The organism is Marinitoga sp. 1135 (assembly GCF_013363245.1).
In the GTDB taxonomy this organism is placed as follows: domain Bacteria; phylum Thermotogota; class Thermotogae; order Petrotogales; family Petrotogaceae; genus Marinitoga; species Marinitoga piezophila.
Genome location: NZ_LBEZ01000003.1, coordinates 394,913 through 408,361 on the forward strand (window position 1 = coordinate 394,913; position 13,449 = coordinate 408,361).

Here is a 13,449-nt window from a genome sequence, read left to right on the forward strand (position 1 = left end):
CGACCATTTTTTATTTATTATTTTTTAAATCCTATTTAATTTTAATCGTGCATATAATGGAATACCATTTAAATATGGTGGATAATATTCTCCTTCTATTAAAGGTAACGCATATTCAATGAATTTTTCATTTACAAACATTCCATCTTCTGTTATAAATTCTGGTGGAATAAGTTTTGTTTCATTTGCCACATTATCTAAAGGAATTAACTTTGTTGTGCTCATATATGGAGAATTCATTAATCTTTCAATTCCAACCATATATCCACTTTTGCCTTCTAATGCATATTTAACGGCCATTGCTCCAACTTCAATTGCTTCATTTACATCTACCTGACTTGAAATGTGTCTTCCACTTCTCTGTAAATAATCAGGCACTGCATAATGTGTTTTAATACCCAATTCGCTTCTTATAAGATTAGCAAGCGTTGAACCAATTCCACCTAATTGAACATTTCCAAAATTATCTTTATATCCTCGAGCTGCAACGAATGTTCCATCTGCATATTTTATTCCTTCTGAAGCTGCAATTGAACAATAGCCGTATTTTTCAATTGTTTTTTCCACTTTTTCAAAAAACTTTTCTTTATTAAAAGGAACTTCTGGCAATAATATAATGTGTGGTCCGTCACTTTCATGCCTTTTGGCAAGCGCTGTAGAAGCCGCAACCCATCCTGCATGCCTTCCCATTGTTTCTAAAATAAATACTTTTGTGGAATCTGCAGCCATGCTTTTTACATCTAATGTTCCTTCTAAAATAGCAACAGAAAGATATTTTGCAATAGAACCAAATCCTGGTGTATGATCTGTTTCAGGTAAATCATTATCTACCGTTTTTGGTACTCCCATTACTTTGATATCATATCCTATTTTCTGTGCGTATTGATGGATTTTATTTGCTGTATCCATTGAATCATTTCCACCATTATAAAAGAAGTACTTTATGTTATACCTGTCAAATATTCTAAATATTTCCTCAAATTCACTTTCTTCTTTTAATTTTCTTCTACATGAACCAAAAGCACTTGATGGAGTAAACTTTAATAATTCTATTTGTTCTGGATCTTCTTTCCCCATATCTGCTAACTCTTCATTAAACACACCATTAATTCCATTGATTGCAACATAGATATTATCAATTTCTTCTGCATTTAATGCAGCTTTTATTACACCATATGCTGATGCATTTATTACACTGGTAACTCCTCCTGATTGTGCATATATAGCATTTTTCATACTAAAACCTCCCTCTCTATGTCAATAAAAATAATAGGCTCACCTTTAATGGTAAGCCTATTTTATCACATCTATAATTCAAAATTTTTAAACAGTATTAAAATTTGACGTCATATTTATTATGTATTTACATAAACATCGCAAATAATTTATACATCAAAAATGAAACTACTGCTGCCGCTGGAACTGTAAGGAACCATGAAACAAATATATCTTTTATAACTCCAAGATTTATTGAACCAACACCCCTTGCAAGTCCATTACCTATAACAGAACCAACTACAGTATGTGTTGTGGAAATTGGCATTCCCATGTTTGACGCTATTAATACTGTTGTTGCTGTAGAAAAGTCTATTGTAAACCCTCTTGAATTATTTAATTCTGTAATTTCTGTACCTACTGTTTTCATAACCCTCTGGCCCCAGATTGCAACACCAATTGCTATACCAAGCCCTCCCATTGCAAGTATATATCTTGGAATTTCTGCTTTTGCACCTACTGTTCCTGTTACAACAGCTGCATATATTGCAGCTACTGGCCCTATTGCATTTGCAACATCATTTGCGCCATGAGCTAAAGCAACATAACATGAAGTTACAACCTGAGATTTTCTAAATATTTCTTCGACATACTGATATGGATCATCTGTAACGTTTTTCATTTTGGCTATTATATAAATCATTATTATTACAGAAATAAATGCACCAAATAATGCGGCCCATATTATAGTTTTTAAAGTAATTGACATATGAAGGGTTTTTACAATAAATGAAAGTCCTATTATAAATGCGGCAAGGCCAAGAAAGAAAGGTATCCAGATTTTCGAATTTCTTTTTATGTCTTTACTGTGGAGAATAGTTGCAGAGATAGCTTTAAACATAAAGAAGGAAACCAGCAAACCAACAAGAGGTGAGATAATCCAGCTCAATGTAATGGTTACTATTTTACCCCAATTTACAACTGCTAGACCACCTGCGGCAATTCCATAACCCACCATACCTCCAACAATGGAATGAGTGGTTGAAACTGGCCATGAGAAATAGGTTGCTATCATTAACCATATTGTAGCCCCTATTAAAGCAGCCATTGACCCCCAGATAACCACTTTTGGATCAGCAAGTAAATCAAGGTGCAATATTCCCTTTCTTATTGTTTCAGTAACCTGTTTCCCAAAAAATGTAGCGCCAACAAATTCTAAAACCCCTGCAATTAATACAGCCTGTTTTGGTGTAATAGCCTTTGCACCAACAGCAGTAGCCATCGAATTAGCAACATCATTGGCACCAATTGCAAGTGCCATTCCAAATCCTATTAATAATCCTATAATTAATATTGTAGTCACGGATTTATCCTCCTTTACTCATTTATTAATATATGTACTCTATCACATACGTTTTGAGTAACATCAGCTATACGAGCAAGTAATAATATTAATTCCCTTAAGTAAAGGAAATCAATAGGATTCATTGTATTTTTCTGGGAATAAAGCCATTTCCCAAATTTAAATAATTTATTATCTACATCTTTTTCAAACCATTTCATTTCTTTTATATCCTGCTCTTCTATTGAAACTGTTTCTTTAGAAAAGTCAGAACTTAAGATTATTTTTAGATATTTTATGGTTTTTTTGAAATGATCAAGCATTTTTTCTATTTCATTTACAACAGAAAAAATAATTTCTTTATGTTCTTCTTCTAATTCTATTTGATTAAATGTCATTTTTTTCGCTACATCTTCAATGAGATCGATTATTGAATCCTGTAAATCTATAAATTCCAGGAGTTCAATACGTTCAAATCTGTAAAGATGCCCTTTTTTTAATAATTGCCTGAAATTTCTTTTAATGTCGTCTGCATCGTCCTCAAGTTTATCAATTTTTTCGACGAGATCTTCGATATTTTCCTGATTTAAATATCTTTTAAAAAGTTCTGGAAGATAATCCGATGCCTCTTCTACAATACGGGCATGTTTTATGATCTCATCAATAGGATTAAAACGTTGAAATACCTTTCCCCAGATAGTAATGGGAATCACCTCCTGTATGATTAATTATCTCTTGCATATTTAGACAGGAATTCATATGCTTCGTTAATCTGTTTAAACTTTTCTTCGCATATTTCTTTTCCATCTTTACATCTATCCGGATGATATTGCTTTGTTAAATCCCTGAATCTTTTTTTCAATTCATCTTTTGTGAAGTTTTCCGATAATCCAAATATATTTCTATAATAATCAAATTTTTGTCTTAATTCATAATAATTTTGAGAACCATAATATTGTCCTGAATCAGAAGAATTGCTGGTTTGTCTATATTGCCTGTAATTTCCGCCATATGTATTTCTCCTATACGGCCCATATCTATAGTATCTAACTCTTACATTTTTTGATAAAATATAGATCCCCAAAACAACAAAAAGCAATAATATAGGATTTCTCAGTATTAATACAAGAATTGATATGAAAAGTTTGAAAAAAATTGAAATTACAGAGAAAAAGCCTATTATTAATAATATTCCCAATATAAGCAGTATTCTGTCCATTTTTACCCTTCTTTCATAGTTCTTTTACAACAAGATAATAACATATAATTTTTGAAAGTTTATTGCTTTTATTTTTCAAAGAGAAAAAGGCATCAGAAAAATCTCTGATGCCTTTTATTATATATTCTGTATAATGCCGGAAAATCTATTAAAAAATGTAATAATATAGCATTTATAATTCCGTATTCAAAATAAATATAGGAAAAAAACAATCCAAAACCAAAACGCAAAGGAAAAGAAATAAAAAAATATTTTTTCTTTTCCATACCATTTATTACATTAAATATATGAACCATTGCAAATAAGAAAGAAGAGATTAAGACGCTATAAAATTCCATATTTAATATTTTTATTAAATATGTATTTAATATTCCTCTAAATAAAACCTCTTCTGTAATGGCTGCTGATAAAGGAATTAAAAAGACAAGATTTTTGTTTAAATATATTCTAAGTCCATCACTTTTTATTATTTTTTCTGGCAAAGTTATAATCGCTATTCCATAAACCACGAACACACTAAGCAATTTTAAATATTGCAGATTAAAAGTATATAATTTTAATCCCGCAATAGGAATTAAAATTAATGAAAATATTATTTTTATAGTCGAAGCTCTTTCTAACGAATACTTTTTTTCTATTAAGTATATAAATAAAAAGTATGCTGCTAATATTATTGCAAGAATTAGTATTTGCATGTATGAATTATTTCTCCTTCAATTTTATTATTGTTTCAACAAATGATTTAAATATTGGGTGAGGCACCCCAACTTTTGATTTTAATTCTGGATGATATTGAACGCCTATAAAGAATGGATGATTTTCTATTTCAACAGCTTCAACAAATTCAGATTTTGAGGATATTATTAATTTGTTTTCTTTGTTTTCTTCGTCTGGATATGCAAATAATTCTTTGAATTTTTCTAAATTAACTTCATATCTATGTCTATGTCTTTCGCTGATATTTTCTTTTTTATAAATTTCATATAATCTGGTATTTTTAAATACTTTTGTATCCTGAGCTCCCAATCTCATTGTCCCGCCTAATTTTAATACTTTTTTCTGTTCTTCCATTATGTCTATTACAGGATATGGGGTTTCAGGATTAAATTCAGAAGAATTTGCGTTTTCTAAATTTCCCACATTTCTTGCAAACTCAATTACAATAATCTGCATTCCAAGACATATTCCAAATAATGGTATTTTGTTTTCTCTTGCAATTTTTACCGCTTTTATCTTTCCTTCTATTCCTCTTTTTCCAAATCCACCCGGTATTATTATACCATCATATTTTAATAATAATTCCTTTGCTTCTTCTTCTGATAATTCTTCGAGTATTTGTGAATCTATAAGTTCAGGTTTTTCTGCTCCACTTAAGAATATACTTTCTATTATGCTTTTATATGCATCATCTGTACCAAGATACTTACCAACCATGGCTATTTTTATTGGTGCAAATGTTTTTGGATAATTCCAGTTTAATGTGTCTTTTATTTTTAAATTTAATTTCTCTGCTATTATTTTTTGAATTCCCATGTAATATAATTTTTCCGGTACTTCATATACGTTATCTGCATCTGGAAGGTTTATAACATACTTTCTATCTATTCCAGCAAATAATGCTATTTTATCTAAACTCGGTGAATCTATTGTTTTTTCAGTTCTGATTATTAGCATGTTTGGATGAATACCTATTTTTCTTAATAATTGAACTGATTGTTGTGTTGGCTTCGTTTTAAATTCATTGGTAACTCTCAAATATGGTACAAAGGTTACATGAATAAAGAAAAAGTTTTCTATTCCTTCTTCAAGAGATAATTCTCTCACTGATTCAAGGAATATTTCTCCTTCAATATCCCCAACTGTTCCGCCTATCTCTATCATTAACAAATCAGCATCTATGCTTTTTATTCTATTTTTTATTTCTTCAGTTACGTGAGGTACCATCTGTACTGTTGCACCAAGATATTTACCTTCACGCTCTTTTTCTATTATTGATTTAAATATCTGTCCTGCTGTAATGTTATTAAAACGTTTCATATCAATTCCTAAAAATCTTTCATAATGCCCAAGATCAAGATCTGCTTCATATCCATCTTCAGTTACAAAAACTTCTCCGTGCTGATTTGGATTCATTGTTCCAGCATCAACGTTTAAATATGGATCAATTTTTAAGGAATTAACCTTTATTCCAGCATCTTTTAAAATTCTTCCTATGGATGCCGAAACAATTCCTTTACCTATTCCACTAAGAACTCCACCTGTTACTACAATATACTTTTTCGCCATTTTAAACCTCCTTCAAAATTTTATATTAATTTAAATTTTCTTTTACAAAAAAGAACAGGGGAAGCGACTGCTTCCCCTGTGAGGTATTATTCTTCGTCTATATTTAATTTTTCTGCAAGTGAGTTAACAACATCTTCTACAGTTCTTATATTTTCAAGTTCTTCGTCTTCGATAGATACTCCAAGTTCAGATTCAAATGCCATTGTTAAGTCAACAAGTTCTAATGAATCTGTATCTAAGTCGTCTGTAAAAGATGCATCGAGAGTTACGTCTTCTTCATCAACATTAAGTGTTTCAACTATAATTTCTTTTACCTTTTCAAAAAGTTCATCTCTTGTCATTTTTATACCTCCTTGATTGTTTTCACAAGACAGCCATTTTTTTAAGACTAAATCGGTATTATTATATTAATAATTTCAAAACATGTCAAGTAAATTTTTTGTAAATATAATTTTAAAATAATTTTTTTATCTTTTTAATATCTTCATCATCTATAATATCCTGATTTTTTAATTCTGATAATATTTTAAATTTCTCTGTTATATCAAGTTTTGAGATTTTTGAAAAGATATAGCTTAATAATTCATTTTTATTTTCAAATTTAATCTTCTTTATTTCTGAAACTATATCCTCTTTTTTACCTGTTGTTTTTTCATAATTATTATCTTCAATTGTTTTATTTTCAAATGATTCTTTTTTATATGTTTCACTTAATATATATAATGTGTTTGTTTCTTTTATTAAGGACAATAATAAAAACCATTCATAAAGATTAAAGGTTACTATTCTTAATATTACAACGGCATTGGCATCTCTATATTTTAATGGAGCTTTATCAATTAAGTTATGCTGAATCTCAAAGTTCTGCAATATAAACTGATCTCTTATTAATCTGTTAATTATTTTTATATAGGTTAGCCATAATAATAACAGAAATAAAACAAATAAAAATATTTCGCTATCAGGAATATATACATCTATATTTTTTAACTCTTCAATATTATGAACGCTTGCATACAATTTCTCAAACCTATTTGATATTTTTATAAAGATCAGTGTAAATCCAAGATAAGACAGTAGATATGCAATTAGATAAGATATAGAATTGTTTGTTTTTATTCTTTTTATATCTTCATTATCTATATTTGAGTTTTTAAAATATGCTTTTATTCTTTTTACATGTACATCCCTGTTTTTTAAAAGTATATGATATATAAACATTGTTATGGCAAAGCTTAATGGCCATAAGTATGGAATGATATACATTATCATCCCTAAAAAAACTATCATTGGGTTTAAAAGTATCATTGAATCACTCCATAGTATTTTTTTCTTTTAATATTTGAGGAACCCAATACCTTTCAACTTCAAATTGTTCCCCGGTTTTCATATTTTTTATTGAAACTGTTTCTTCATCTCTTTCTTTTTCTCCTATTATTGCTACAAATGTTGCTCCCATCTTATTTGCATGTTTTAATTGATTTCTTAAACTTCTATCTGAAATATTAAGGAAAACCCTCAAGCCTTCTTTTTTTAAGTTTCTTGAAAGTTTCAATGCTTCAATATCTGTATTTTCTCCAGAATATGCAACATATACATCGATTTCTTCTGGATTTTCGACTTCAACTTCTTCGCTTTTTAATGCAAGTATTATCCTTTCAACTCCCAGGGCAAATCCTATTGCTGGAGTTTCTTTTCCTCCTAATTCTTCAACAAGAGAATTGTATCTTCCACCACCAAGTATAGCAGATTGAGCTCCTAATCCATAATGAACAATTTCAAATGCTGTTCTTGAATAATAATCCAATCCTCTAACGATTTTTGGATCTATTTCATAACTAATTCCCATTTCATCAAGGTATTTTACTACACTTTCAAAATGTGATTTACATTCATCGCATAGATAATCTAAAATAGATGGTGCATCTTTTGATATTTCTCTATCTACTTTACAATCTAACAACCTCATTATATTGGTATCGTATCTAGTCTGACAATCCTTACACATATTTTCAAGATGTGGTTTAAAATATTTTTTTAATGCTTCCCTATATTTTGGACGGCATTTTGGACATCCTATACTGTTTATTTTTATTTTATAATTTTTCAACCCAAATGCTTTTAACAATTCATCAGCCAATATTATTGTTTCCGCATCAGAAATTGGTGTGTCTGTACCAAAAATTTCTACCCCTATTTGATGAAATTGTCTTTGACGTCCTGCTTGAGGTTTTTCATATCTAAACATTGGCCCCATATAATATAGTTTTATCGGTGAACCAAGATTTATCATGGAATTTTCTATATATGCTCTTACAACAGAAGCTGTGCCTTCTGGCCTTAATGTAACTGACCTTTTTCCTTTATCTTCAAATGTATACATTTCTTTTTTTACTATATCTGAAGTTTCACCTACACTCCTTGTAAATAATTCTGTTGGCTCTATTATAGGTGTTCTAATTTCTTTAAATCCATACTTTATAAATGTATCCCTTGCAATCTTTTCTATATAATACCAGTACTTTGTTTCATCACCAAATATATCCTGTGTTCCTTTAAACCGCTTATACTTCGCCATAAACTACCCTTTAAAAGGATTCACCTCCTCGAAATTCCTGTATCTTTATTTCTATTATATCTTTAATATCTCTTATCATTTTTATAATTGCAAAATATATTACAAAGAACTCAAGTCTACCTAAATACATACCTATTGTCTCAATCCAGATAACTCCAAGCGGAGAATCTGGAGTTGTTATTCCAATTGATAGTCCAACTGCTGATAATGCTGATGCATATTCAAAAAGAGAATCTTCCATTGAATAGCCGTATCCCAATAATACCATTACACCTATTGTATAAACAATAAAATACATAAATACAACCGCTATAACATCTTTTAATGTGTCATAGGAGATTCTTTTTTTGGATATTCCTTTGTAAACTTCTATATGAAATATGCTTCCTTCAGGTTTAAAGTATGTTTTAATTTGATGTACTATTATCTTCCATATAACAAATACCCTGAATAATTTCAATCCACCTGAAGTTGAATCCATCATACCACCAAGTATCATTAATATTGTCATAATCAATAATCCCATATTATTCCAGTTATTAAAGGTCACAGTTGAAAAACCTGTTCCCGTTAATGCCGAAATAGCCTGAAACGCAGAATGTCTTATACCATTTAAAGGGCCGTATAATTTATCTGTTGTAAAATAGGCTATCATGGGAATTGAAAATAATAAAATAAAAAACATTGTTTTAGGTTCCGGATTCTTTTTAAATAAATCTCCTCTTCTTAATGCTGCATAATGAACACCAAAGCCTGTTCCACCAGCTATCATTAATACCATTATTATTATTTCTGCAACAGGATTATTAAACTCTCCTACACTATCTATTTTTGTCGAAAATCCTCCTGTTGCTAAAGCTGTTAATGTATGATTAAATGCATCAAAGAAACTCATATGAGCTAAAATTGTTAATAATATTATTCCTATTCCAGCCCATGAAAGATAAATTCCAAAAATTATCTTTGCTGAATCTCGCAAATTCGGAACAACGTTATCCGTTCTTCCTTCCGCCTGGTATAAACCGACGCCAAGTGCTCCAGTTGCTATAACCATTATTAACGCAAAGCCAGCACCACCAAAATATTGCATTAAACTTCGCCAGATAAGAAATATTTTGGGAATTTTTGTCACATCTACAAGGGTTAAACCTGTTGTGGTCCATCCGCTCGTAGATTCAAATATTGCATGATGTATATTTAATATTCCAGAAAATACAAATGGCAATGCTGAAAAGAATATTGATAATGTCCACACAAGAAATATTATTACTATTGCATCCTGAATGTTTATTGGTGCGTTTTCTGTTCCCCAGCTAAGCAATATAAAGAATGCACCTGTAAAAACAGTTATTAACCCTGTTTCAAAAAAACTATAAAATGATGGAAGATCTTTATATAAGATTATCGCTAATGTTCCAAATAACATCAAGGCTATCCCAAAGTATATTAGCATAGTGCCTGTGTTTTTAAATATTAATTTATATCTATGTTTTAGATTTGAAAGGTATTTTGGCATTTACTTTCATCCCTTCAAGAGTTTTAATTTTACTTCTGGAACTTTGTGTTTTAATGAGAATATAACAAGCTTATCTCCAGGTAATATTTCTGTATTTCCCTGAGGAACGAATATTTCTTCATTTCTTATTAGCATACTTACAATTGAGTTCTCTGGCAAATGAACATCTTTTAATTTTTTATTGGCTATATAATCCTGCTTTTTTATTCTAACTTCTATTATTGCCAGTTTATCTGCATATGGATTGAAGAAGCTTAAATTTGTTTGATACTCAATTGATGCCTCTATTAATTTTTCAATCCAATTTGTAATACTTACCGTTTCAATATGATTATTTAAAAATAGTTTTTCATTTTCTGGATAATTTACAAGAGATATTACTCTGATATCTTCATATAGGTTTTTTATTACCCACGAAACAACAAAATTAAGCGCATCATCATCAGATAAGGATATTACGCCTCCAACCCTATTTGGCGCCATATCAAGGCTTTCCAGAAAGCTAACTTCTGTTGGATCGTGCAAAATACCTTCAAGATTGGCATAATAGGCTTTTAAAGATAATATTCTATTAACATTTTGAGGTTTTGAGGATATATAATAAACGTTATGTCCCTGATATAAAAGATTTCTAACAATAGAATAGGCTATCGTATTTCCTTCAATTATATAAAAGATTTTGTTTTTCATAATGCAACACCTTCATTTCCTATTAATTCATCAACAGCATGTTCTATAGGACAGAATATATTGAGTCCTGCTTTTTCAAAAAGATTTTTTTTCTGCGGATCATTAACCCTTGCTATTATTTGAAGATTTGCATTTTTTGATTTGTATAATGTATTACATGCATTGGCAAGCATAAAGTTTAAATTATCATCAGGAGTTACTATATATATCAAATCTGCTTTTTCTGCTTTTACCTGTTCTAAAATAACTATATCAGAACTATCTACAACCATTGAAAATCCTGTAAAGTTGTATTTTTTTAATCTTTCCAATGCTTCTGGATCTTTGTCAACAACTATTACATTGTGTTCTTTAGAAAACTTTCTCGCTAATTCGGATCCCAATCTTCCACAGCCTATTATTATTATATATTTCATTTTATTTTTCATTTTCAAAATCCTCCAAAACACTTTCTATAGTATTTTGCAAATCTTTATCCTTAATAACCCCATCTGATAATGCCAATGCTGCTTTATAATGTTTTCTTAAAAGAGTTATGTTTTTCAATTTCTTCCAGTACAAAAAACCCAATAACATATGACTTTCATATCTATTGGGATTATCTCCCATTAATTTACTTATTTTATCTTCAAGGATAAAAAATTCAAGATTGCTGTTTTCTGGAGAAAACTTCATTATTTCTCCTCTTAATTTTCTGTATTTCGATTCAAATGTTTCTCCTTGAAAGATAGATTCTGCCAGCATTATTGAAAATTCCTCAGGTACTATAGGCTTTTCTATCCAATCAACAACCCCTATTTTAAATGCCGATTTAATATAATTAAGATTCATTTTATTACTTACAACATATAATGGCGTTTTAGGTTGATATGCCCTTAATATTTCAAGGGAATTGACAATATTTTCACCGTGTAATTCTATTTCGCTAATTATAAGTGAAAATCTTTCTTTGAAATTTTCTTCTTCATTAATAAATTTGTTTAATTCTTCTGTGGTGTAAATTATCGTATTAATATATTCATCATCGCTTAAGAAGCTATGTATCATTTTTTCATACAACATAACAATTTCTGGCGAGTCGTCAATAATAAGAATTTTATGCATAATATTCCTCCTCTGGAATCATAAAACTATAAAACAAATTCGCTTAAATCCTTGTTATCTGCTAATTCTCCTATTCTCTGCCTTACATATTCTTTGGTTATCTGAATTTCAACTTCTGTTTCAAGTGGAGCTTCAAATGATACTTCTTCAAGCACTTTTTCAACTACTGTATATAGTCTTCTCGCGCCAATATTTTCAATTCTTTCGTTTAAATCAAAGGCAATTTTTGCAATTTCTTCAATTCCTTCTTCTGTAAATACAAGGTTCACTCCATCTGTTTCAAGCAATGCTTTGTACTGTTTTGTAATTGCATTTTCCGGTTCTACTAATATTCTTATAAAGTCTTTTTCTGTTAAAGCTTCAAGTTCTACTCTTATTGGAAATCTTCCCTGTATTTCCGGTATTAAATCAGATGGTTTTGCAACATGGAAAGCACCTGCTGCTATAAATAACATATAATCTGTTTTTATTGGGCCATGTTTTGTAATAACTGTAGTACCTTCTACTATAGGCAATAAATCTCTTTGAACACCTTCTCTTGAAACATCGGGTCCTGATCCACCTGATCTTGCCGCTATTTTATCCATTTCATCAATAAATATTATACCTCTATTTTGAGCTCTATCTATTGCTTCCTGAATCATTTTTTCTTTATCTATTAATTTTTCTGCTTCAAGAGGTAATAATAATTTTCTTGCGTCTCTTATTTTTACTTTTTTTCTTTTGATTTTTTTAGGCATCATATTTGAGAACATTTCGCCAATTTGAATTCCCATATCTTCAAATTCAGGCCCCAATCCAGCAAACATAGGAGCTGGAGCTTCTTCAACCTCTATTTCTATTTCTATATCTTCTAATTCACCATTTCTTAATTTTTGTCTTAATGCTTCCCTTCTTTCAAAATTATCTACTGGTTCTTCTGGCTCTTCTCTTCTTGGCTGATTTTGACCAAACATATTAAGTAAGTCCATAAAATTACCTGCATTCATATTTTTCTTCTTTTTTACACCCATAATAGAGTCAAGAATAATTTCTTCAACCATTTTTTCTGCTTTATCCTGAACATTTTCCATCATTTCATTTCTGACCATATTTATTGAAACATCAACAAGTTCCCTTATCATTGATTCAACATTTTTTCCTACATATCCAACTTCTGTAAATCTTGTGGCTTCAACTTTTATAAATGGCGCATTTGCTATTTGAGCTAATCTTCTGGCTATTTCTGTTTTACCAACACCTGTTGGACCTATCATAAGTATATTTTTAGGCATAATTTCTTTTCTCATATTTTCTTCTAATTTTAATCTTCTATATCTGTTTCTTAAAGCAATAGCTACTGATTTTTTCGCTTCATTTTGCCCTATAATATATTTATCTAATTCTTTTACAATTTGTTTTGGGGTTAATTCAACTGCCATTTAATCCACCTCTTTCCTTAAATTAAAATTAATCAAGATAATTATACCATAAATATATTGTATTAATGGTAAAGAAAA

Annotated in this window: 14 protein-coding genes; all 14 read right to left on the reverse strand. The window is 29.7% G+C overall.

Annotated features, from left to right (window positions below; all coding sequences use genetic code 11):
- Nucleotides 1-24: 24 nt before the first annotated feature.
- Nucleotides 25-1,236, reverse strand: coding sequence for a 6-phosphofructokinase (locus XO10_RS03305; RefSeq protein WP_175421118.1), 1,212 nt, complete (start codon nucleotides 1,234-1,236; stop codon nucleotides 25-27).
- Nucleotides 1,237-1,363: 127 nt separating this feature from the next.
- A complete protein-coding gene (locus tag XO10_RS03310; protein ID WP_083635706.1) occupies nucleotides 1,364-2,536 on the reverse strand; it encodes an inorganic phosphate transporter in 1,173 nt (390 codons plus the stop codon).
- A gap of 56 nt (nucleotides 2,537-2,592) precedes the next feature.
- On the reverse strand, nucleotides 2,593-3,270 hold the full coding sequence (locus XO10_RS03315; RefSeq protein WP_014296158.1) for a DUF47 domain-containing protein: 678 nt from the start codon (nucleotides 3,268-3,270) through the stop codon (nucleotides 2,593-2,595).
- A gap of 11 nt (nucleotides 3,271-3,281) precedes the next feature.
- Complete coding sequence (locus XO10_RS03320; RefSeq protein ID WP_014296159.1) at nucleotides 3,282-3,776, reverse strand: J domain-containing protein; 495 nt, start codon at nucleotides 3,774-3,776, stop codon at nucleotides 3,282-3,284.
- Between the two features lie 92 nt (nucleotides 3,777-3,868).
- Complete coding sequence (locus tag XO10_RS03325; protein WP_175418159.1) at nucleotides 3,869-4,471, reverse strand: CPBP family intramembrane glutamic endopeptidase; 603 nt, start codon at nucleotides 4,469-4,471, stop codon at nucleotides 3,869-3,871.
- 7 nt (nucleotides 4,472-4,478) lie between these two features.
- Nucleotides 4,479-6,062 carry a CTP synthase gene (locus XO10_RS03330; protein WP_014296161.1) on the reverse strand — a complete coding sequence of 528 codons (1,584 nt, stop codon included), beginning with the start codon at nucleotides 6,060-6,062 and terminating at the stop codon, nucleotides 4,479-4,481.
- Between the two features lie 86 nt (nucleotides 6,063-6,148).
- A complete protein-coding gene (gene acpP / locus XO10_RS03335) occupies nucleotides 6,149-6,403 on the reverse strand; it encodes an acyl carrier protein (RefSeq protein ID WP_014296162.1) in 255 nt (84 codons plus the stop codon).
- A gap of 112 nt (nucleotides 6,404-6,515) precedes the next feature.
- Nucleotides 6,516-7,370 (reverse strand): hypothetical protein, encoded by an 855-nt coding sequence (locus XO10_RS03340; protein WP_014296163.1) that lies wholly within the window; start codon nucleotides 7,368-7,370, stop codon nucleotides 6,516-6,518.
- 4 nt (nucleotides 7,371-7,374) lie between these two features.
- Nucleotides 7,375-8,640 (reverse strand): histidine--tRNA ligase, encoded by a 1,266-nt coding sequence (gene hisS / locus XO10_RS03345; protein WP_014296164.1) that lies wholly within the window; start codon nucleotides 8,638-8,640, stop codon nucleotides 7,375-7,377.
- Nucleotides 8,641-8,650: 10 nt separating this feature from the next.
- Nucleotides 8,651-10,156 carry a TrkH family potassium uptake protein gene (locus XO10_RS03350; protein ID WP_014296165.1) on the reverse strand — a complete coding sequence of 502 codons (1,506 nt, stop codon included), beginning with the start codon at nucleotides 10,154-10,156 and terminating at the stop codon, nucleotides 8,651-8,653.
- Between the two features lie 6 nt (nucleotides 10,157-10,162).
- Entirely contained in the window at nucleotides 10,163-10,846 is a 684-nt protein-coding gene (locus tag XO10_RS03355) for a TrkA family potassium uptake protein (protein ID WP_014296166.1), read from the reverse strand.
- The gene (locus XO10_RS03360; protein WP_014296167.1) at nucleotides 10,843-11,274 is read right to left on the reverse strand and encodes an NAD(P)-binding protein; all 432 of its coding nucleotides are present in this window, start codon (nucleotides 11,272-11,274) and stop codon (nucleotides 10,843-10,845) included. Before XO10_RS03360 ends, XO10_RS03355 begins: the two co-directional genes overlap by 4 nt.
- Nucleotides 11,264-11,950, reverse strand: a complete 687-nt coding sequence (locus tag XO10_RS03365) for a response regulator (RefSeq protein ID WP_014296168.1) — start codon at nucleotides 11,948-11,950, stop codon at nucleotides 11,264-11,266. The genes XO10_RS03360 and XO10_RS03365 overlap by 11 nt, the downstream gene beginning before the upstream one ends.
- 26 nt (nucleotides 11,951-11,976) lie before the next feature.
- Nucleotides 11,977-13,371, reverse strand: coding sequence for an ATP-dependent protease ATPase subunit HslU (gene hslU, locus XO10_RS03370; RefSeq protein WP_014296169.1), 1,395 nt, complete (start codon nucleotides 13,369-13,371; stop codon nucleotides 11,977-11,979).
- Nucleotides 13,372-13,449: the final 78 nt, after the last annotated feature.